Origin of the sequence: Bifidobacterium choerinum, from assembly GCF_000741135.1 — a bacterium.
In the GTDB taxonomy this organism is placed as follows: domain Bacteria; phylum Actinomycetota; class Actinomycetes; order Actinomycetales; family Bifidobacteriaceae; genus Bifidobacterium; species Bifidobacterium choerinum.
Map to the genome: position 1 here is coordinate 1 of NZ_JGYU01000005.1, position 21,408 is coordinate 21,408.

Here is a 21,408-nt window from a genome sequence, read left to right on the forward strand (position 1 = left end):
BGCGCGCGCCCGTAAGGAAGGACGTCACGCGAGCGACGGCCGCCCGATCGGCGGCGTCACTCCCATTCGATCGTCGCCGGCGGCTTCGACGTGCAGTCGAGCACGACGCGGTTGATCTGGCGGCATTCGTTCGTGATGCGCGTCGAGATCGTCGCGAGCACGTCGTACGGCACGCGCGACCAGTCGGCGGTCATCGCGTCCTCGGAGCTGACCGGGCGCAGCACGATCGGCGAACCGTAGGTGCGTTCGTCGCCCTGCACGCCGACGGAGTGCACATCGGCGAGCAGCACGACCGGGCACTGCCAGATGTCACGGTCGAGGCCGGCCTTCGAAAGCTCCTCGCGGGCGATCGCGTCGGCGTCGCGCAGCACGTCGAGGCGCTCCTTCGTGATCTCGCCGATGATGCGGATGCCCAGGCCCGGGCCCGGGAACGGCTGGCGCCAGACGATCTCGTCGGGCAGGCCGAGCTCGGTGCCGATGGCGCGCACCTCGTCCTTGAACAGCGAGCGCAGCGGCTCGATGAGCTCGAACTTGATGTCGTCGGGCAGGCCGCCGACGTTGTGGTGGGACTTGATGTTCGACGCGCCGTCGCCGCCGCCGGACTCGACGACGTCCGGGTAGAGCGTGCCCTGCACGAGGAACTTGACTTCCTTGCCCCGGGCGCCCGCCTCCTCGATGACCTGACGCTGCGCCTTCTCGAAGGTGCGGATGAATTTCTCGCCGATGATCTTGCGCTTCGTCTCGGGGTCGGAGACGCCCTTGAGCGCATCGAGGAAGTCCTTCGACGCGTCGACGGCGATGAGCCTGATGCCGGTCGCGGCGACGAAGTCGTGCTTGACCTGCTCGGCCTCGCCCTTGCGCAGCAGGCCGTGGTCGACGAAGACGCAGGTGAGCTGGTCGCCGACCGCACGGTGCACGAGCGCGGCGGCCACGGCGGAGTCGACGCCGCCGGACAGGCCGCAGATGACCTGCGCGTCACCGACCTTCTCGCGGATCGCCTCTACCTGCTCGTCGATGATGTTCTTCGCGTTCCAGTCGTCGGGAATGCCGGCGCATTCGTGCAGGAAGTTCGAGATGAGGTCCTGGCCGAGCGGCGTGTGGCGGACCTCGGGGTGCCACTGCACGCCGTAGAGCCTGCGCGAGGCGTGCTCCATCGCGGCGACGGGCGCGCCCTCGGTGTGCGCGAGGACCTCGAAGCCCTCCGGGGCCTTGTTCACGGCGACGCCGTGGCTCATCCACGTCGTCTGCAGCGACGGCGAGCCGTCGAGGATGCCGACGGCGTCGTCGATGACGGCCTCGGTCTTGCCGTACTCGCCGAGCGCGGCCTTGTCCACGTCGCCGCCGAGCTCGTGGGCCATCACCTGGAATCCGTAGCAGATGCCGAGCACCGGCACGCCGGCGTCGAAGACCTTCGGATCGATCGTCGGGGCGCCGGGCTCGTAGACGGACGCGGGGCCGCCGGACAGGATGATCGCCGAGGGCTTCTTGGCGAGCATCTCGTCGACGGACATCGAATGCGGGACCAGTTCGGAATACACATTGGCCTCACGTACGCGGCGCGCGATGAGCTGCGCGTACTGGGCGCCGAAATCAACGACGAGGACAGGACCGGTTGCCATACAACTCCCTTTGACGGACGGATTGCACTCTTACGGGCATTACAACATAGATATTGTGCTGCCGCAAGGAGACATCGGCCGCGTCGGCGCCACGGGCGGCGCCGTCCTCGGCGCCGACGCCGCTGAAGCGGTCAAACGCGCCCCGCGCAAGGCGCCGGACATGCCCGGACGGCCACACGCAACACGCCGCGATTCGCACATGGAATCGAACGGAGCTGGAAACGTGGATCACCTCGGAGACCAATGATTCCAACGGTTTACCGCATTGTTCAGTCATCGGCCGAATTCACATTTCATCGGCAGATTCTTCCAAAATGCATAAGAAATCGCACATTTTCGCTCACACCTAACCAAAAGAACGCAAAACGTCAGCGAGTCCGCGTAACATGTTCCTCGACCGGACACGGGGTTCCTTCCTCACGGAGGGACATGCGGATCCCGTGCCCTGACCGAAAAAATCAATCGCACACTATGTGCAGGAGTACAGGAGCACACATGACTAATCCTGTTATTGGCACCCCCTGGCAGAAGCTGGATCGCCCGGTTTCCGAAGAAGCCATCGAAGGCATGGACAAGTACTGGCGCGTCGCCAACTACATGTCCATCGGCCAGATCTATCTTCGCAGCAACCCGCTGATGAAGGAGCCGTTCACCCGCGACGACGTCAAGCACCGTCTCGTCGGCCACTGGGGCACCACCCCGGGTCTGAACTTCCTCCTGGCCCACATCAACCGCCTCATCGCCGACCACCAGCAGAACACCGTGTTCATCATGGGTCCTGGCCACGGCGGCCCGGCCGGTACCGCGCAGTCCTACATCGACGGCACCTACACCGAGTACTATCCGAACATCACCAAGGACGAGGCTGGCCTGCAGAAGTTCTTCCGCCAGTTCTCCTACCCGGGCGGCATCCCGTCCCACTTCGCCCCGGAGACCCCGGGCTCGATCCACGAGGGCGGCGAGCTCGGCTACGCGCTCTCCCACGCCTACGGCGCGATCATGAACAACCCGAGCCTGTTCGTCCCGTGCATCGTCGGCGACGGCGAGGCCGAGACCGGCCCGCTGGCCACCGGCTGGCAGTCCAACAAGCTCGTCAACCCGCGCACCGACGGCATCGTCCTGCCGATCCTGCACCTCAACGGCTACAAGATCGCGAACCCGACGATCCTCGCCCGCATCTCCGACGAAGAGCTGCACGACTTCTTCCACGGCATGGGCTACCACCCGTACGAGTTCGTCGCCGGCTTCGACAACGAGGATCACCTGTCGATCCACCGTCGCTTCGCCGAGCTCTTCGAGACGATCTTCGATGAGATCTGCGACATCAAGGCCGCGGCGCAGACGGACGACATGACCCGCCCGTTCTACCCGATGCTCATCTTCCGCACGCCGAAGGGCTGGACCTGCCCGAAGTTCATCGACGGCAAGAAGACCGAGGGTTCCTGGCGTGCGCATCAGGTCCCGCTGGCCTCCGCCCGCGACACCGAGGAGCACTTCGAGGTCCTCAAGAGCTGGATGGAGTCCTACAAGCCGGAGGAGCTCTTCAACGCCGACGGCTCGATCAAGGACGACGTCACCGCGTTCATGCCGAAGGGCGATCTGCGCATCGGCGCCAACCCGAACGCCAACGGCGGCCGCATCCGCGAAGACCTCAAGCTCCCCGAGCTCGATCAGTACGAGATCACCGGCGTCAAGGAGTACGGCCATGGCTGGGGCCAGGTCGAGGCTCCGCGCTCGCTCGGCGCGTACTGCCGCGACATCATCAAGAACAACCCGGATTCGTTCCGCATCTTCGGACCGGACGAGACCGCTTCCAACCGTCTGAACGCGACCTACGAGGTCACGAAGAAGCAGTGGGACAACGGCTACCTGTCCGCTCTCGTCGACGAGAACATGGCCGTCACCGGCCAGGTCGTCGAGCAGCTGTCCGAGCATCAGTGCGAAGGCTTCCTCGAGGCCTACCTGCTCACCGGCCGTCACGGCATCTGGAGCTCCTACGAGTCCTTCGTCCACGTGATCGATTCGATGCTCAACCAGCATGCGAAGTGGCTTGAGGCGACCGTCCGCGAGATCCCGTGGCGCAAGCCGATCTCCTCGGTCAACCTGCTCGTCTCCTCGCACGTGTGGCGTCAGGATCACAACGGCTTCTCGCATCAGGATCCGGGTGTCACCTCGGTCCTGATCAACAAGACGTTCAACAACGACCACGTGACGAACATCTACTTCGCGACCGACGCCAACATGCTGCTCGCGATCGCCGAGAAGTGCTTCAAGTCGACCAACAAGATCAACGCGATCTTCTCCGGCAAGCAGCCGGCTCCGACGTGGATCACCCTCGACGAGGCTCGCGCCGAGCTCGAGGCCGGCGCCGCCGAGTGGAAGTGGGCTTCGAACGCCAAGAGCAACGACGAGGTCCAGGTCGTCCTCGCCGCCGCCGGCGACGTTCCGACGCAGGAGATCATGGCCGCTTCCGACGCCCTGAACAAGGAAGGCATCAAGTTCAAGGTCGTCAACGTCGTTGACCTCCTGAAGCTGCAGTCCCCGGAGGACAACGACGAAGCGATGTCCAACGAGGACTTCGCCGAGCTCTTCACCGCCGACAAGCCGGTCCTGTTCGCGTACCACTCCTATGCCCAGGACGTCCGCGGCCTCATCTACGACCGCCCGAACCACGACAACTTCCACGTCGTCGGCTACAAGGAGCAGGGCTCCACGACCACGCCGTTCGACATGGTCCGCGTCAACGACATGGATCGCTACGCGCTCGAAGCCCAGGCTCTCGAGCTGATCGACGCCGACAAGTACGCCGACAAGATCAACGAGCTCAACGAGTTCCGCAAGAAGGCGTTCCAGTTCGCGGTCGACAACGGCTACGACATCCCGGAGTTCACCGACTGGGTGTACCCGGACGTCAAGGTCGACGAGACGCAGATGCTCTCCGCCACCGCGGCCACCGCGGGCGACAACGAGTGAATCCTCTGCAGGACTGACCTCGTCTAGTCGATAGAGGCGGGGATCCGGACATTGTCCGGATCCCCGCCTTTTGCGTTGTCCGGGTGTTATCTAGCTCACATTTATGTTCGGCCCGCGCGCGCCGACAACGTTTGCACACCGACGCTAGGTAGAATGGCGGTTGTGAACAACGTCGTCACGCTGCCCGCCGGCGTCGCGCCGAAGCCGGGCATCCTCGCACTGCAACTGTAGAAGGAGCGAACAGTGAGCCTCAAGAACGTCAGCATCCTCAGTCCGAATCCCGGCAACGGACGCAACATCGTGGCGCTCGGAGTCGTCAACGCACTTGCCAAGCATCTGCGCACCAGCATCTTCCGTCCCGCCGTCTCCCCCGACGAGACCTTCACCGACATGCTGCTCAAGTACACGTCGGTGGACCAGACGCGCGCGCAGGCCGTCGGCGTCACGATGCCGACGGCGCGGCTGCGCAAGAAGGAGGCGCGCGAGCAGATCGTCGCCAACTTCATCGACATGAACGCCGAGCTCGATCCACAGGCGCGCGTCATCGTCGGCTCGGACAAGACAAGGGTCGCCGACCCCGAACGCTTCTCGTTCAACGCGGACGTCTCCGCCGACCTGCAGTCGCCGGTCCTGCTCACCGTGTGCACGATCGGACGGAGCCCGGATGAGGTGCTCGAGACGATCGAATCATGCTCCGAAGTCGTGACGAACGCAGGCACCAAGGTCATCGGCGTATTCGTCACCGGCTGCAAGGACGACCAGACGACGGCGCTCAAGGCGTATCTCAAGGACTGCCCGGTGCATGTGTGGACGCTGCCGTTCCTCGACATGTCCGGCCTGACGCCGTCGCGCGCCGACGAGGCGATTGCGCTGTTCGACGAGCATGTGCCCGAGCATGAGCTGATGGAGACGCTCGACTCCCCCTTCGTGCCGCCGACGACGCCCTACGCGTTCCAGTACGACCTGCTCGCACGCGCGAAGGCGGACCGCAAGACGATCGTGCTGCCGGAAGGCTCCGACGACCGCATCATCCAGGCCGCCGACTACCTGCTGCAGTCCAACATCTGCGATCTCGTCATCATCGGCGAGCGCGACGACATCCTCAATCGTGGGCGCGCGCTCGGTCTGCATTCCCTCGACAAGGCACGCTTCCAGTCGATGGAGGACGAGCAGCTGCTCGCCGTCATGGTCGACCGGCTGTGCGAGCTGCGCGCGAAGAAGGGCATGACGCCCGACGTGGCGCGCAAGACGCTGCGCGACCCGAACTACTTCGGTACGATGCTCGTCGTGCTCGGACAGGCCGACGGCCTCGTCTCCGGCGCGATCAGTTCGACGGCGAACACGGTGCGTCCGGCGCTGCAGCTCATCAAGACGAAGCCCGGCACCAAATCGGTGTCCGGAGCGTTCCTGATGTGCCTCAAGGACCATGTCTCGGTCTTCGCCGATTGCGCGATCAACCTCGACCCCGACGCCGAGCAGCTCGCGGACATCGCGCTGCAGTCGGCGCAGACGGCGAAGGCCTTCTCCGTCGAGCCGCGCGTCGGCATGCTCTCCTATTCGACGCTCGGCTCGGGCAAGGGGCCGGACGTCGATCTCGTCGACGCGGCGACGTCCATCGCCCGGCAGAAGGCGCCGGAGCTTGAGCTCGTCGGCCCGATCCAGTTCGACGCGGCATGGTCGTCCGAAGTGGCGTCCGTCAAGGCGCCGGGCAACCCGGTTGCCGGTCGCGTCACCGTCTTCGTCTTCCCCGACCTCGACTCCGGCAACATCTGCTACAAGGCGGTGCAGCGCACGGCGAACGCCGTCGCGATCGGCCCGATCCTGCAGGGTCTGAACAAGCCGGTCAACGACCTGTCCCGCGGCGCCCTCGTCCGGGACATCATCAATACGATCGCGCTGACCGCGATCGAAGCCCAGCGCAACGACTGAGCATGCGGGATATCCCGCAGCCGCCGCCCGCAGATGATGGTCTCGTCCGACCGTCGCCTGCGGGCGGCGGCTTTTCCGTGCGCCGCGTTCCCCTTCCCGCGACGGCATCGCCGGGAATGTCCATATTCGGCGGAGCCGTTCGCATGTTTGTAGCATTCGGTGAGTAATCTGTCTTGAGGAAAGTCGCAACCGCGGCGAACGCAATAACCCAATGGAGGATGCCACAATGGCGAAAACCGTCCTTGTTATCAACTCGGGCTCCAGCTCGATCAAGTACCAGCTCGTCGACCTCGAGACCGGCGAGGGAATCGCGTCCGGCCTCGTCGAGAAGATCGGCGAACCGATCGACGGTCACTACAAGTACGAATACAACGGCGAGAAGCATGAGCTCGAAGAGCGCATCGAGAACCATGAGCAGGGTCTCAAGCGCGTGCTCGGCTTCTTCGACGAGTTCGGCCCGAAGCTCGACGAGGCGGGCATCATCGCCGTCGGCCACCGCGTCGTCCAGGGCGGCAACACCTTCCCGCATCCGGCGCTCGTGACCCCGGAGACGACCGAGAAGGTCGAGGGACTCGCCGTCCTCGCGCCGCTGCACAACGGCCCCGAGGCGAAGGGCGCGCGCGTCATGCGTCAGCTGATGCCGGACGTCCCGCAGGTCTACGTCTTCGATTCCTCCTTCTTCCAGCAGCTGCCGAAGGCCTCCAGCACCTACGCGCTCAACAAGGAAGTCGCCGAGAAGTACAAGATCCGCCGCTACGGCGCGCACGGCACCTCCCACTGGTTCGTCTCCTCGCAGATCCCGGAGTTCCTCGGCGTGGACGCCGAGGCCGCGAAGGGCCTCAAGCAGATCGTGCTGCACATCGGCAACGGCGCCTCCGCCTCCGCCGAGCTCGGCGGCCGTCCGATCGAGACGTCGATGGGCCTGACCCCGCTCGAGGGCCTCGTCATGGGCTCGCGCACCGGCGACATCGACCCCGCCGCCGTCTTCCACCTGATGCGCAACGCGCACATGGACGTCGACGAGCTCGACGATCTCTTCAACAAGAAGTCCGGCATGATGGGCATGACCGGCTTCGGCGACATGCGTGAGGTGCACCGTCTGATCGCCGAGGGCAACGAGGACGCGAAACTCGCGCTCGACGTCTACGTCCACCGCATCGTCAGCTACATCGGCGCCTACACCGCGCAGCTCGGCGGCCTCGACGTGCTCACCTTCACCGCCGGCGTCGGCGAGAACGACGAGATCGTGCGCCGCATGGTGTGCGAGAAGCTCGCGCCGTTCGGCGTCAAGCTCGACATGGAGAAGAACGACACGCGTTCGAAGGAGCCGCGCATCATCTCCACGCCGGATTCCTCGGTGACCGTCGTCGTCTACCCGACGAACGAGGAGCTCGCGATCGCGCAGCGCGCGCAGGAGATCGTCGAGAAGGCCGAGGACAAGTACGGCAACAAGATCGCCGACTGAGCATCGATCGGTGCGGCGCCGGCCATGACGACCGCCGGCCGCGCATGATACGGAGGGACGACTCGTGGGAGTCGTCCCTCCTTTCGTTTGTCCGCCGTCCATCCGCCCGGGCATCCCTCGCCGCGTTATGGGGGGCAGCCGACGCATCCTGTACGGCTTACGGGACGTACGACTTACGGGGATGCCGCCCGCAATGGCGTGGAGGCGCCGTCCGCAGCGGGACGGCGCGCGTAAGGTCAGCGGTGCTGCGCGAGCATCGCCGCCCACATGCCGGTGAAGTCGGGGATCGTCTTGCGTGTCGTCTGCACGTCCCTGACCTCGATGCCGGGAATGCGCAGGCCGAGCATCGCCGCGAAGGTGGCCATGCGATGGTCGGCGTAGGTCTCCATGACCGCGCCGTGCAGTTCGTCGTCGGCGACCGGCTCGATGGCGATGCCGTTGTCGAGTTCCTCGGCGTGCGCGCCGACGCGTTCGATCTCGGTGACGAGCGCCTGAAGGCGGTTCGTCTCGTGTCCGCGCAGATGGCCGATGCCGACGAGCTGCGACGGGCCGTCCGCGAGCGTCGCGATGGCGGCGACGCTCGGCGCGAGCTCCCCCGCCGCGGACATGTCGAGTTCGCCGAGTCCGTGGATCGAGCCGTCGCCGGTCACGCACAGCGTGCCGGAAAAGTCGTCGTTGAACATCTCGCAGTCGTTGATCTCGTCGAACGGTTCGCCGTCGAGCGTGATCGTCGCACCGAACTTGTGCAGCATCGACGGCAGCAGGCCGCCCGGCTGCGTCGTATGGGCGGGCCAGTTCGGAACACGCACGGCGCCGCCGGCGATGAGCGCGGCGCCCAGGAACGGCGCGGCGTTCGACAGGTCAGGCTCGACGGTCACGGTCCGCGGCAGGTCGAGGTCACGCGGCTGCACGAGCCAGCGTCCCCGCTCCGGCATCGTCACGTCGCCGCCGGCGGCGTTGATGTCCTCCATCGTCATGCGGATGTGCGGCAGGCTCGGCAGCGTCCTGCCGGTGTGGCGCAGCAGCACGCCGCCGGGGATGCGGGACGCCGCGAGCAGCAGGCCGGAGACGAACTGCGAGGACGACGACGAGTCGACGCGGATCTTGATCGGCTTGCCGTCGGCCGAGCCGAGCTTCTTCGGCGGCGTCACCGTGAACGGCAGGCATCCTTCCTGACCGTGGTATTCGACATGGGCGCCGAGCTGCTTGAGGCCGAACAGCAGCGGTTCCATCGGCCGTGCATACGCCTGCTCGTCGCCGTCGAAGCGTACCGGGCCGTCGGCGAACAGCACAAGCGGCGGCACGAAGCGCATCACCGTGCCGGCGAGGCCGCAGTAGACCTCCGTGCAGCCGGTGAACACGCCGTTCGGCGGCGGCGTCACCGTGACCGTCGTCGGGTCGTCGGCGTCCTCCCGGCAGGTCACGCCGAGCGCGCGCAGCGCGTTCATCATCAGGTCGGTGTCGCGCGAACGCAGCAGGCCGCGGATGCGCACGGGATCGGCGCCCAGCGCGGCGAGGATGAGGTAACGGTTGGAAAGCGATTTGCTGCCCGGGATCGTGGCGGTCGCGTCCAGCGATGCGGTCGCGAGCGGTGCGGGCCACGGATCGGCCACGACGGCCGTATGGTTCGGTTCGTTCATGTCCTCCATCGTAATGGAGGCGGCTGAATTCGCAGTCCCCCGCATCTGCATGCCGGAGCGGCGCGGCAAACGCGGACGGCGCAACCGCACACGGTTTTGCCGGCACTCCTCTGCCGAATGCCGATCCGCACCGGTCATGACAATGAAAAAGCCGCCCGGAGGCGGCTTGTTGGCTCCTGCGACTGGGCTTGAACCAGTGACCGTCCGATTAACAGTCGGATGCTCTGCCAACTGAGCTACGCAGGAATGCTGCTTGCATCGAATCTCTTCAACGCAACAAAAAGACAATATACGCGCCATGCACCGAATATGCAAATCGGCGTGTCGCACATATTCGCCAAAGCCGGGAACCGTCGCAGATAAACGAAAAAATCGGTTCAAGGCCGGCGAACGGGTCGCGGATTCCGCGCCCCCGAAACCAATGACGCGAACCACCCATGCGTCCGACGGGATCCGTTCCGCCGTCGGCCTTGAACCGACACCATCCACTGTACGCGCTTTGCCCATAGGCGGTGCGATTTCGCCCGCATGCATACAAATTCCCCATACATGCTTCACGGTTTGGACAAATCCGTCCACAGCGCAGCGCCTGCATGCGCGACGGTAACGAAAAAAGCCGCACGAAGGCGGCTTGTCGGCTCCTGCGACTGGGCTTGAACCAGTGACCGTCCGATTAACAGTCGGATGCTCTGCCAACTGAGCTACGCAGGAATACTGCTTGCATCGAATCTCTTCAACGCAACAAAAAAACAATATACGCGCCATGCACCGAATATGCAAATCGGCGTGTCGTCGTCATGGCATCACGATCCGTTCGAGCGGCATCGCCGAGTCGATTGGGAAGTCCGGCGACGACGGTGCGACGCCCGACTGGACAAGGTTCGAGCCGAGCATGGCCACCATCGCGCCGTTGTCGGTGCACAGCGCGATGCGCGGCAGCCGCACGTCGACGCCGTGCTCCTCTCCCGCCATCAGCAGCGCCTGCCGCAGCTGAGAGTTCGCCGAGAATCCGCCTCCGACGATGAGCGTGTCCGCGTCGTACTGCGCACAGCCGCGCATCGCCTTCTTCGCGAGCACGTCGGCGACCGACGCCGCAAGCGACGCGCACACGTCGTCCACCGGAATCGGCTCACCCGCGGCCTGCCGTTCCTCGATCCAGCGCGCGACGGCCGTCTTGACGCCCGAAAAGCTGAAGTCGTACGGATGCTGCTTACCGGCGCGTCCCTGCGTGAGCCCCTGTGGCACATGGATCGCGTGCGGGTCGCCGCGCTGCGCGTGCGCGTCGATGTGCGGACCTCCCGGATACGGGAAGCCGAGCAGCCGCGCCACCTTGTCGAAGCATTCGCCAGCCGCGTCGTCGAGCGTCGTGCCGACGACGTCCACATGGCGCGCGATGTCCTCGACGTGCAGCAGCGACGTGTGGCCGCCCGAGACGATGAGCGCCATCGTGTTCGCCGGCAGCGCGCCGAACTGCAGCTGCGTCACCGCGACATGCCCGATCACGTGGTTGACGCCGTAGACCGGCTTGCCGGCGGCCCATCCGAGCGCCTTCGCGCCGGAGACGCCGACGGCGAGGCATCCGGCGAGGCCCGGCCCGGCCGACACTGCGATCGCGTCGACGTCCGAGATCTCCAGCCCGGCGTCCGCGAGCGCCTTCGAGACGACGGGAACGAAGGCCTGCGCGTGCGCGCGCGACGCGATCTCGGGGATGACGCCGCCGTAGCGCGCGTGTTCGTCCATCGACGACGCGACGACGTTCGAGCGCAGCGTGCCGCCCTGCACGACGGCCGCCGCCGTCTCGTCGCAGGTCGATTCGATGCCGAGGACGATCGGTCCGTCCATCGCTGCTGTCTGTTCCATGCTTCCACCTTGTCCTGTCATGTGTTCCCGTCCTGCCGCCGTCATGCCGTGAACCCGACGACGCGGGGCCTCAATTCGAGGCTCATCGTGTACGCGTCCACGCCTTCGGGCTGATAGTACCGTCTGCGCAGCCCCATCCGTTCGAATCCCATGCCCCGGTAGAGCGTGAGCGCGGCATCGTTGTCGACGCGCACCTCGAGCAGCATGCGTTCGGCGCCGGCCGCCTTCGCGTCCGCGACCATCCGTTCGAGCAGCGCGCGGCCGATGCCTTCGCGCTGATGGTCCCGGGCGACGCCGATCGTCATGATCTGCGCGTCGTAGCCGTCGTACCAGTATCCCGCGTAGCCGCGTATGCGCGGGGTCGCGTCGTCCGTTCCGCCCGCGCCGTCGTCCGTGTCGTCCACGTCGAAGTAGTAGGAGCGTGCGGGCGCGTCGAGCTCCTGCGCGATGGCGCGTTCGCTCCAGGCGCCGGCGCCGAAGAGGTCCCGTTCGAGCGCACCCATCGCCTTGATGACCGTCGCGCGGTCGAGCATGTCGCCGGTCACGATCATGCCGTCGCCGCCCCGTCGCCCGTCCCGTGCGCCGGATCGTGGTTGAGCACGTGCTTGAGCGGGTTCGGCACGCTGACGTCGGGCCTGCGCAGATACAGCGGCTCGACGGCGCCCGTGCCCTCGTCTGCCGGGGCGTGCGCCTGCGCGACGTCGGCGAACAGTGCGAGCCCCGCGGCGCCCATGTCGAGCGCGCCGATGTCGCTCACCGTCTCCAGCCGCGCGAGGCCGTCCCATGCGGACGCGTACTTGCGCGCACCGTGGCCGACGACGTCGAGGACGACGTCGACGCCGGGGTGGGCGTCGCGGTAGCGGTCGACGGCCTCGCCGACGCGCCGCGCGATATGGTCGGGCGCGTCGATGTCCATGTCGATGAGCGTCGTCGGGTCGCCGGTGCCGGCGTCGAGGTCGGCATACAGGCCGAAGTAGAGCTGCCGGCGGCGCGCGTCGTTGACGCTGAGCGTGAGCGCGACGCGCGGCGTCCCGTCGGTGACGACGCTCACGTCGGCGTAGTCGAAGCGGTCGGCGAAGCGCGGGTCGTGGCGGTGGGCGTAGTGCATGAGCACGGCGTTCGGCGTCAGGTCGTCCTGTCCGAGCAATGTCGCGCCGGTCGCGTAGGCGATCGCCTTCGCCGTGACGATGCCGGCGCGCAGGCCGGTGAACGGCGCGGGCCCCACACCGACGACGATGCGTTCCGCCTCGTGCGGTGCGACGCCCGCCTGCCGGCATGCGGCGTCGATGTCGTTGCGCAGCTTCTCCACATGAGTGCGCGAGTCGTGTTCGACGACCGGGTCGTGTCCGACGACGCCCACGGTCGAGCCGAACGATGTGTCGATGACTAGTGTGTGCATGTTCCGTCTTTTCGTTGTAGTGCGTCGGTCGTCGTCACCGGCGCGGGTCGAAGTCGAAGTCGTCGAGGAAGCCGTCCCAGCGCGCGCCGACGCCGGTGAGCGTCGCATAGCGCACGCCGTCGCTCGTCAGCGCGGCCCCGTCGGCCGTCCCGTGACGCTCGGCGGGGCGTTCGAGCACGACGTCGAGCCGTTCGTCGGCGAGCGCGGCGGCCATCTGCTCGCCCCATTCCATCAGGACGACGACGCGTTCGTCGACATCCTCGAGCTCCTCGTCCAGACCGAGCGATTCGAGCTCGTCGAGGAGCCGGTCGACGCTGTCCTGTCCGGGCGCGTAGTCGACGCCGCCCAGACGGTAGGCGTCGACGTGGATGAGGCGTGCGGGACGTCCGTCGGCGAAGGTCCCGGTCAGTTCGCGTGCGATCGTGAACGTCGGCGAGACAATCAACTCGTCGATGCCCAGCCCCGCGCCGAAACCCTGCGCGAAGGTCGTCTTGCCGGCCCCGAGCGGGCCGGACAGCAGAATGACCTCGCCGCCGCGCATGCGCCGCGCCACGACGGCGCCGAGCGCGCGCATGTCCTCGGCGCGCGGCACCGCGAATCGTTTCGATTCCATGTCCTTCGACCTTCCGATGTTGCCGTTGCTGTCCCGCACCATGTTACTCAACGCCTTTGTTCGCGATGAGCTCCACGCAGCGCTCGATCGCGTAGGCGGCGTCGCCGCCGTTCGTCTTGCACTGCTCGTCCGCCCAGGCGAGCCTGCGCACGCAGCGTCCGAGCGCCTGCGACGACCAGCCGGCGAGCTGGCGCTGCGTCTTGCGGATGAGCCATGGCTGCATCTTCGCCTCGGCGGCCGTGATCGACCCGGCGCGCACGGCGGACGTCTTCGCCAATGAGCGCAGCTTCATCGCGAGCGCGCCGACGAGCGCGATCGGGTCGACGCCCTGGACGAGCGCCGAACGCAGCATGACGACGGCTTGCGCGCCGTCGCCGGCGAGCGCGGCGTCGGCCACGTTGAAGCCGGTGACCTGCGGATTGCCGATCATGTACCGGTTGACCTGCTCGAGCGTGATCGGGTCCTCGTCGAAGTCCATGCACAGCTGGCCGACCATCGCGCACAGCTCGCCGAAGCCGTGCTCGCCGTAGACGGCAGCCAGCTGTTCGGCGGCCTGCGGTTCGACGCGGCGTCCGCGGCGTTCGAATTCGCCGATCGCGAAGTTGCGCACGCCGCCCTTCTCCTTGAGCGCCTTGAGGTCGTCGACCTGCTGCATCGCGGCGCCTGCGCGCCGCAGCTCGTCGACGAGGCGCCTGCCCTTGGCGCCGCCGGCGTGGCGCATGACGACGCCCGAGGCGTTCGGGTCGCCGGCCGAGTCGCGCACGTAGGCGACGAGCGCCTTGCCGAGCGATTCGTCGGCGTCCTCGAGATGGGTGAGCAGCACGCCGGCGCGTTCGCTCAGCAGCGACGGGCTGACCGCCTCGTCGAAGTCGTACCCTTCGGTCATGCGCGCGTCGAGTTCGACGAAGTCGGCGTCGCGGTGGTTGTCGAGCCATCGGCGCACGTCGGCGCGCGCCTCGCGTTCGTTGAGGAACTCGATGCCACCGAAGACGATGACGCAGTTCGCGTCGTTGTTCACTCCCATAGTCCCAATGTGTGCGCATCGTTGGACAATCACGGCCCGCTCCCCTCCCCGCCGCCGGACGCCCGATGGCGAGGCGGCCGTGAGCCCGCCCCGACCCGTCCATGCGGCCGCCGACGCCCCGTCGCGCGGGCCGTGCGCGGACGCCAGCGCAGGCGCACGAGCATCGCGGCCGTGCGTCGCCACCACAGCCGAGACCGGACGATGGGCGCGGGCGACGCGAAGGCGCGACGGCGCGGCATGCCGTCGCGCAGCCGCGCCATCGCGCGCAACAGCACGGCGATGAGCAGCACGAGGATCTCGGCGGCCGCCATCCGCAGCGCGCCGACCGTGTCCGACGGCCATGCAAGCGTCGCGGAGCCGTCCTCGGCGCCGAAGACGTCGGCGGCGATCTCGACGCTCTTCGTGCCGAGCGACGCGCACCACGCGAACGCGAAGCCGACCTGCGGCATGCACCAGCTGACCGTGTACGCGACGAGTCCGCATACTGTGGCGGCGTCCATCCACGGAGCGACGAGCAGATTCGCCGGCACCGCCCACAGCGCGATCCGCGGCTGCATGAGCAGCTGCAGCGGCGACGTGAGCAGCTGCGCGCCGAGCGTCGTCGCGAGCGCGTCGGCCATCGTACGCGGCAGCCATCGGCGCAGCGCGGCGGCGAGTGGACCGGAGGCGAGCGCGATGCCGAGGACCGCCGCGCAGGACAATGCGAAGCCGAGATCGGCTGCGCGCGCCGGTCTGGCGACGATCGAGACGATGGCCGTCCACAGCAGCAGCGGCGCCGTCTGGCTGCGCCGTCCCAGCAGCACGTAGCCGAGGGCGAACAGATGCATGACGACGGCCCGCGTGATCGATTCGCTCGGCACGAGGACGGCGGTGAGCGCCGCGACGGCGGCGGCGCGGGCGCAGGCGACGGCCCAGCGTGGCATGAGCGCCCATGAGCACAGCGCCGTCGCCGCCGCGACGAGCAGCGCGTAGTGGCCGCCGGAGACGGCCATCAGATGGATGATGCCCGCACGCCGGCTGCCCTCCTCGAGCCGGCGCGCATAGACCTCGTCGACCGGTTCGCCCTCGCCCAGCGCGTCCTGTCCGAGCACGCCGAGCGTCAGTCCGGGCACGAGGACGCGCCCCTGGTCCGAAAGTCCTTCGACGACGTCGAAGAACCGCCGCTGCATCGCATGCACGGCGCGCCGCCACGGCGCCGGCGGCCGCAGGGCGAGGGCCGAGCCGGCGTCCCGCCGCGCCACCGTCAGCTGCAGCGTGCGCGCGTCCCACGGCGCGCGGGCGAGCGTGCCGGCCATGCGGTATTCGCCGCCCTGCACGATCCGCATGCACAGCGCCTCGGGAAGCAGCGCCTGCACGTCGACGGCCGAGGGCGTGCGCACGCCGGCCGCCTGCACGGCGCGCGTGGAGGCCCGCACCGTGCASRGCGGCCGCACGCGACGACGACCGCAGCGCCGGCGCCCGGGCCCTGAAGTCGACGGTCGCCCGCGACGGGCCGTCATGGGACAGCCGCATCGCCGGATCGGCCGCCTCATGCGTCAGCGCGACGACCGTCGACAACGCGCCCGTCAGCGCCGCCGCCGCGCACATGAGCAGGCATGAGGCGCAGCGCAGCGCTGGACGCGCGCGGCCGGCGCGCACATGGCGCAGCCAGGCGGACACGCCGTGCAGCGCCGCGAGCATGACGGTGCAGGCGGCAACGCACGTCGCGGCGGCGAATCCACGCAGTCCGGGCGCGCCGTCCGGCGGCAGCGCGGCGCGCGCCGCGAGCGCCGCCGCCCACAGGCACAGCGCGACGGGGAGCATCCGCAGGTCGCGGTGTCCCGATTCGCCGTCGATCCAGCGGGCCGGAAGACCGCGCAGGCCGACGTGGCCGCCGCCGGCCGGTCGCCGCCGCGCCGTCCCGGCCACCGTTCCCTCATCGGTCATCGTTCCCGCGCCGGTCATCGCACCGTCACCTGTCCGCGGATCTTCTCGAGCGTCTTGGGGCCGATGCCGTCGATGTTGAGCAGCTCGTCGACGGCACCGAACTGTCCCACGCCCGCGCGGTAGGCGATGATGTTCGCCGCCGTCACCGGCCCGATCCCCTTGACCGTCTCGAGCTGCTCCTGCGTCGCCGTGTTGAGGTCGATGGGCTGCGACGACGTGCCCGGCAGGGCCTGCTGCGCCGTCTGCGGCGCCGGATCCGTCGTTGGCTGCTGCTGCGGCGACGTCTGCGCCGCATCCTGCTGTCCCTGCGCCGCGCCGGTCCGGGACGACTGCGACTGCGCATCCGGGGCGCCAGACGTGCTCGGCGTGCATGAGGGGGCGGTGTCCCCGGAGGCGTGCGGCGACGTCGCGATGGATGTCGGTTCGGGCGAGGCGGCGGCCAGATTGACCGACTGCTGCACGAGCAGCGCGAGGCTCGCCGCGAGCATGACGACGAGGATCGCCATGACGACGAGCGCATGCACCGGTTCGACGCTCAGCCTGGGCCGCGTGCGGGGCTCGCTTCCCCGCCGTTCCTCGTCCGCGTGCACGCCGGCGAGGCCCTCGAGCAGCGCACGCGCGCCGGTGGCGTCCGCACCGTCGGCCCTTGTGTCCGCGTCCCCTGCGCCGTCGCAAGGGCCGACGCGCTCGCCACCGAAACCGCGCGCGCCGCGATCGTCCGGCGAGCCGCGCTCACATCGCCCACTGCGTCCATCCTGCCCGCCGCGCCGCGCAGTACCGGGTCGCGGCGGCAGCGGCACGTCGGGCCGGCGCGAACGGCGCGCGTCGGCTCCCCGTGTCGGAGCGGCCGGACGGCCCTCATCATCGTCATCGAACATGGCCCCACTATCGCGGCCCGGACGTGTCCGTGTCCATCCGGACGGAAGCATGTGTACGGACGGCCCCTCCGTCCACATTCCGCCATGGGCCAAGAACGGCGCCATATCAACGAAAAAGGGAGGGTCGCCCTGACGGGCGGCCCTCCCCCACGACGTGTCGCGGTCAGTCGCCGGGCACGACCGACACGATCTTCGGCGCCTTGACGATGACCTTGCGCGGGGGCACGCCGCCGAGACGGTCGGCGACGGCCTCGAGCGCCATCCGTTTGAGCTCGTCCGGATCGATGTCCGGGCTCACCTCGAGCTTGGCGCGCACCTTGCCCTTGATCTGCACGACGGCCGTGACCATGTCCTGGCCGACGTAGCGTTCGTCCGCCTGCGGCCACGGATGGTGCGCGAGCGAACGGTCGTGGCCGAGCCTGCTCCACAGCTCCTCGGCGATGTGCGGGGCGATCGGCGAGACCATCAGGATCAGCGGCTCGACCGCGGCGCGCGGCACGCGCTCGAGGCCGGTCAGATGGTTGTTGAGCACGATGAGCTTCGCGATGGCCGTGTTCGGACGCATCGCCTCCATCTCGACCGTCACCTCGGCGATCGTGTTGTTGAGCAGCTTGAGCGTCTTGTCGTCGGGCGTCTCGTCGACAACGGTGACCTCGCCGGTCGCCTCGTCGATGACGTTGCGCCACAGACGCTGCAGGAAGCGCATGCCGCCGACGACGTTGCGCGTGTTCCACGGGCGGGACTCATCGAGCGGACCCATGCTCATCTCGTACAGGCGGAAGGTGTCCGCGCCGTAGTCGTCGTACATGTCGTCCGGCGTCACGATGTTCTTCAGGCTCTTGCCCATCTTGCCGAACTCGCGGTTGACGTGCTGGCCGTGCCACGTGAAGGTCGGCTCGCCGGACGCGTCCGCCGGACCCTCCTCGACCTCGTCGGCCGGGACGTACTCGCCGCGGTCGTCGGTGTAGGCCCAGGCCTGGATCATGCCCTGGTTGAACAGCTTGTGGAACGGCTCGCTCGAATCCACGTAGCCGAGGTCGAAGAGGATCTTGTGCCAGAAGCGCGAGTAGAGCAGATGGAGCACGGCGTGCTCGACGCCGCCGATGTACAGGTCGACGCCGCCGGATTCGCCGGCCGTCGGATTGTGCTTCGGGCCCATCCAGTAGTCGTATTCGTCGCGTTCGACCATGTGCTCGGTGTCGTGCGGGTCGAGGTAGCGCATGTAGTACCAGCACGATCCGGCCCAGTTCGGCATCGTGTTCGTCTCGCGGTGGTAGCGCCTGGGGCCGTCGCCCAGGTCGAGCGTGACCTCGACCCAGTCCCCGTTGCGGCTCAGCGGGGCCTCCGGGTTGGACTGCGCGTCCTCCGGGTCGAAGGTCTTCGGGCTGTAGTCGGGCACCTCCGGCAGGTTGATCGGCAGCATCGAATCGGGCACGAGATGCGGTACGCCCTCGTCATCGTAGACGATCGGGAACGGCTCGCCCCAGTAGCGCTGACGGCTGAAGAGCCAGTCGCGCAGGCGGTAGCTGACGGTGCCGTGGCCGACCTGCGCCTGCTCGAGCCACGCGGTGACGGCCGCGATCGCGTCGTCGACGCCCATGCCGTTGATGTCGAGCGCGTCGCCGCGCGCCCAGGTGGCGTCGACCGACGAGTTGACGACGACGCCGTCATGGGAGGTGTACGGTGCCTTGCCCTCGTAGTTCGCGAGCGTGTCGCCGCCGTCGGGCAGCGGCGCGACGGTGTAGATGACCGGCAGGCCGTACTTGGCCGCGAAGTCGTAGTCGCGCTGGTCGCCGCCCGGCACCGCCATGATCGCGCCGGTGCCGTAGTCCATCAGCACGTAGTCGGCGGTGAACACCGGCAGTTCGGCGCCGGTGATCGGGTTGATCGCATACAGGCCGGTGAACAGGCCGGTCTTCTCTCCGGCCTCGTTGACGCGGTCGGCGGCCGTCTTCGACTCCGCCACCGTGCGGTAGGCGGCCACGGCTTCGAGCGGCGTCGCATAGCCGCCGGTCCACTGCCCGCTCACGCCGTCGGGCCACTGTTCGGGTACGTGCATCAGCAGCGGATGCTCCGGGGAGACGACGCAGAAGGTCGTGCCGAACAGCGTGTCCGGACGGGTCGTGTAGATCTCCATGTCCTCGAGGCCGTCGCCGGCGCGCACCTTGAAATGCACCGACGCGCCATGCGACTCGCCGATCCAGTTGCGCTGCATGAGCTTGACCTTCTCGGGCCAGTCGATCGTGTCGAGGTCCTCGATCAGGCGGTGGCCGTAGGCGGTGATGCGCATCGACCACTGGCGCAGCTCGCGCTGGAACACCGGGTAGTTGCCGCGTTCGGAACGTCCCTCGGCGGTCACCTCCTCGTTCGCCAGCACGGTGCCCAGACCCGGGCACCAGTTGACCGGCGACTTCGAGATGTAGGCGAGGCGGTACTCGTTGAGCACGTCCGCCTGCTCGGCCTCGCTCAGGTCGTCCCAGGCGCGGCCCTCATGGCCGTCGATCGGGCGGGCGCCGGAGCGGAACTGCTCGACGAGCTCGCCGATCGGGCGCGCGCAGCCCATCGAACCGCTCGGGTTGCGCTTGTCCGGGTCGTACCATGCGTCGAAGATGCGCGAGAAGATCCACTGCGTCCAGCGCACGTAGCCGGGCTCGATCGTCGCGAAGGAGCGGCGGTCGTCGAAGCTCAGGCCCATGCGGTGCAGCTGGCGGCGCATGTTCGCGATGTTCTGCTCGGTCGTCACGCGCGGATGCTGTCCGGTCTTCACCGCGAACTGTTCGGCCGGCAGGCCGAAGGCGTCGTAGCCCATTGCGTGCAGCACGTTCTCGCCCTTCATGCGGTGGTAGCGGCTGACGACGTCGGAGGCGAGGTAGCCGAGCGGATGGCCCACATGCAGGCCCTTGCCCGACGGGTACGGGAACATGTCCATCGCGAAGAACGGCCGGCGGCCGTCCGCGTGCCGGCCCTCGCCGTCGGTCAGCCCGCCTTCGACGTTCGCCGCCCAGAACGTGCCCTGCTCGTCCCAGATCCTCTGCCATTTGCCTTCGATGGTCTGCGCCATCGCGGCGTTGTACCGGAATGCGGACTGATCCGCATCGTGCGCCTGCGCCGGCGCGCTCGCTTCGTTCTCACTCATAGGGCACGATTATCGTTTTTCAGCTGGACAGTGCCCTCCGCGCCGTCCGCAGTGCGAACGTGCGGCTCATTCCTCGTAGCGCGAGTCGACGATGTCGGGCGGGTTGAGTCTCAGGTCCGCGTCGACGCCGAGCGCGCGGCCCGCCTCGTCGACGATCCGGTCCCACGATCCGTCGTAGATCATGCCCTGCAGCGTCGTGTTCATCTGCGCGAGCAGCTCGTCGCCGCCGGCGATCGCGATGCCGTAGCCGCGCTCGCCGAAGGACGCATCGACGAGGCTCACGTATTCGGCGCCGGCCTGGGCGCGCAGGCCGGCGAGCACCGGACGCGCGCCGGCCACGGCGTCGGCCTCGCCGGCGAGCAGCGCGGAGACGCAGCGGGAGAAGTCGTCCTCCTCGCGGAAGCGTACGCCGTCGATGTGTGCGGCGAGCTGTTCGCGCACGCCGTCGTGTGCGACGACGCACACGCTGCGGCCGCGCACGTCGCCGGCTCCGCGGATCGCCGCACGTTCGTCGTTGCGCACGAGCAGCCCGTCCTCGGCGATCAGGTACGGCCCCGAATAGCGCACGTCGCCGCCGCGCGAGGCGAGCTGCTTTGTGAACGCGCGCGCGTCCTTGCCGCCCTCGTAGGCGTACGACGTCATCGCGAAGTCGATCGTGCCGTCGGCGAGCATCGCGTCGCGCGTCGCCGCCGTCATCGCGTGGAAGACGATCTGGCGGTTGCTGTAGCCGATCTTCTCGGCGACGTACTTGGCCACGTCGACGCTCAGGCCGCTGTAGCCCTCCTCGTGGTACCAGGAGACGCCGGGCTCGTCGACGGCGACGCCGATGTCGACCATCGGGCCGTCGGCCTGCCCGGGCACCGTCACCTGCACCGACGTGCCGCACGCGGCGAGCGGCGAGACGGCCGCCACGGCGCACAGCGCGGCAAGGACCCTCATTCTTCCA

Annotated in this window: 14 protein-coding genes and 2 tRNA genes; 3 read left to right on the forward strand and 13 right to left on the reverse strand. The window is 68.0% G+C overall.

Annotated elements, in window-relative coordinates; all coding sequences use genetic code 11:
- Positions 1–56: 56 nt before the first annotated feature.
- Positions 57–1,619 (reverse strand): glutamine-hydrolyzing GMP synthase, encoded by a 1,563-nt coding sequence (guaA, locus tag BCHO_RS04245; protein ID WP_024540439.1) that lies wholly within the window; start codon positions 1,617–1,619, stop codon positions 57–59.
- A gap of 495 nt (positions 1,620–2,114) precedes the next feature.
- On the opposite strand from guaA, the gene BCHO_RS04250 reads away from it, so the two are divergent.
- From BCHO_RS04250 to BCHO_RS04260, 3 genes are all read left to right on the forward strand, one after another.
- Positions 2,115–4,592: a phosphoketolase gene (locus BCHO_RS04250; RefSeq protein WP_024540438.1), complete on the forward strand. Its 2,478-nt coding sequence runs from the start codon at positions 2,115–2,117 to the stop codon at positions 4,590–4,592.
- A gap of 243 nt (positions 4,593–4,835) precedes the next feature.
- A complete protein-coding gene (pta, locus tag BCHO_RS04255; RefSeq protein WP_024540437.1) occupies positions 4,836–6,521 on the forward strand; it encodes a phosphate acetyltransferase in 1,686 nt (561 codons plus the stop codon).
- A gap of 226 nt (positions 6,522–6,747) precedes the next feature.
- Positions 6,748–7,986 (forward strand): acetate/propionate family kinase, encoded by a 1,239-nt coding sequence (locus BCHO_RS04260; RefSeq protein ID WP_024540436.1) that lies wholly within the window; start codon positions 6,748–6,750, stop codon positions 7,984–7,986.
- Positions 7,987–8,222: 236 nt separating this feature from the next.
- On the opposite strand, the gene aroA is transcribed toward BCHO_RS04260, so the two are convergent.
- From aroA to BCHO_RS04320, 12 genes are all read right to left on the reverse strand, one after another.
- Positions 8,223–9,626: a 3-phosphoshikimate 1-carboxyvinyltransferase gene (gene aroA / locus BCHO_RS04265; RefSeq protein ID WP_024540435.1), complete on the reverse strand. Its 1,404-nt coding sequence runs from the start codon at positions 9,624–9,626 to the stop codon at positions 8,223–8,225.
- Positions 9,627–9,796: 170 nt separating this feature from the next.
- Positions 9,797–9,872 (reverse strand) — tRNA-Asn (locus BCHO_RS04270).
- Between the two features lie 392 nt (positions 9,873–10,264).
- A tRNA-Asn gene (locus BCHO_RS04275) sits at positions 10,265–10,337 on the reverse strand.
- An 84-nt stretch (positions 10,338–10,421) separates the two neighbouring features.
- A complete protein-coding gene (gene tsaD / locus BCHO_RS04280; RefSeq protein ID WP_024540434.1) occupies positions 10,422–11,468 on the reverse strand; it encodes a tRNA (adenosine(37)-N6)-threonylcarbamoyltransferase complex transferase subunit TsaD in 1,047 nt (348 codons plus the stop codon).
- A 59-nt stretch (positions 11,469–11,527) separates the two neighbouring features.
- Entirely contained in the window at positions 11,528–12,037 is a 510-nt protein-coding gene (gene rimI / locus BCHO_RS04285; protein ID WP_024540433.1) for a ribosomal protein S18-alanine N-acetyltransferase, read from the reverse strand.
- Positions 12,034–12,885, reverse strand: coding sequence for a tRNA (adenosine(37)-N6)-threonylcarbamoyltransferase complex dimerization subunit type 1 TsaB (gene tsaB, locus BCHO_RS04290; protein ID WP_024540432.1), 852 nt, complete (start codon positions 12,883–12,885; stop codon positions 12,034–12,036). The genes rimI and tsaB overlap by 4 nt, the downstream gene beginning before the upstream one ends.
- Positions 12,886–12,919: 34 nt before the next feature.
- A complete protein-coding gene (gene tsaE / locus BCHO_RS04295; RefSeq protein WP_024540431.1) occupies positions 12,920–13,498 on the reverse strand; it encodes a tRNA (adenosine(37)-N6)-threonylcarbamoyltransferase complex ATPase subunit type 1 TsaE in 579 nt (192 codons plus the stop codon).
- Between the two features lie 43 nt (positions 13,499–13,541).
- Positions 13,542–14,522 (reverse strand): DNA polymerase III subunit delta, encoded by a 981-nt coding sequence (holA, locus tag BCHO_RS04300; protein ID WP_024540430.1) that lies wholly within the window; start codon positions 14,520–14,522, stop codon positions 13,542–13,544.
- Between the two features lie 29 nt (positions 14,523–14,551).
- Positions 14,552–15,937 carry a ComEC/Rec2 family competence protein gene (locus tag BCHO_RS04305; RefSeq protein ID WP_162174551.1) on the reverse strand — a complete coding sequence of 462 codons (1,386 nt, stop codon included), beginning with the start codon at positions 15,935–15,937 and terminating at the stop codon, positions 14,552–14,554.
- Positions 15,938–16,462: 525 nt separating this feature from the next.
- A complete protein-coding gene (locus tag BCHO_RS08790; protein WP_051354840.1) occupies positions 16,463–17,326 on the reverse strand; it encodes a ComEA family DNA-binding protein in 864 nt (287 codons plus the stop codon).
- 163 nt (positions 17,327–17,489) lie between these two features.
- A complete protein-coding gene (gene leuS / locus BCHO_RS04315; protein WP_024540429.1) occupies positions 17,490–20,462 on the reverse strand; it encodes a leucine--tRNA ligase in 2,973 nt (990 codons plus the stop codon).
- 66 nt (positions 20,463–20,528) lie between these two features.
- Positions 20,529–21,401 (reverse strand): transporter substrate-binding domain-containing protein, encoded by an 873-nt coding sequence (locus tag BCHO_RS04320; RefSeq protein WP_024540428.1) that lies wholly within the window; start codon positions 21,399–21,401, stop codon positions 20,529–20,531.
- Positions 21,402–21,408 lie beyond the last annotated feature (7 nt).

Bases quoted from the DNA above. Each gene is read 5' to 3' on its own strand.
- guaA (WP_024540439.1), bottom strand. From the start codon at position 1,619: ATGGCAACCGGTCCTGTCCTCGTCGTTGATTTCGGCGCCCAGTACGCG.
- tsaD (WP_024540434.1), bottom strand. From the start codon at position 11,468: ATGGACGGACCGATCGTCCTCGGCATCGAATCGACCTGCGACGAGACG.
- BCHO_RS08790 (WP_051354840.1), bottom strand. From the start codon at position 17,326: ATGTTCGATGACGATGATGAGGGCCGTCCGGCCGCTCCGACACGGGGA.
- tsaB (WP_024540432.1), bottom strand. From the start codon at position 12,885: ATGCACACACTAGTCATCGACACATCGTTCGGCTCGACCGTGGGCGTC.
- aroA (WP_024540435.1), bottom strand. From the start codon at position 9,626: ATGAACGAACCGAACCATACGGCCGTCGTGGCCGATCCGTGGCCCGCA.
- BCHO_RS04320 (WP_024540428.1), bottom strand. From the start codon at position 21,401: ATGAGGGTCCTTGCCGCGCTGTGCGCCGTGGCGGCCGTCTCGCCGCTC.
- BCHO_RS04250 (WP_024540438.1), top strand. From the start codon at position 2,115: ATGACTAATCCTGTTATTGGCACCCCCTGGCAGAAGCTGGATCGCCCG.
- tsaE (WP_024540431.1), bottom strand. From the start codon at position 13,498: ATGGAATCGAAACGATTCGCGGTGCCGCGCGCCGAGGACATGCGCGCG.
- rimI (WP_024540433.1), bottom strand. From the start codon at position 12,037: ATGATCGTGACCGGCGACATGCTCGACCGCGCGACGGTCATCAAGGCG.
- BCHO_RS04260 (WP_024540436.1), top strand. From the start codon at position 6,748: ATGGCGAAAACCGTCCTTGTTATCAACTCGGGCTCCAGCTCGATCAAG.
- leuS (WP_024540429.1), bottom strand. From the start codon at position 20,462: ATGAGTGAGAACGAAGCGAGCGCGCCGGCGCAGGCGCACGATGCGGAT.
- holA (WP_024540430.1), bottom strand. From the start codon at position 14,522: ATGGGAGTGAACAACGACGCGAACTGCGTCATCGTCTTCGGTGGCATC.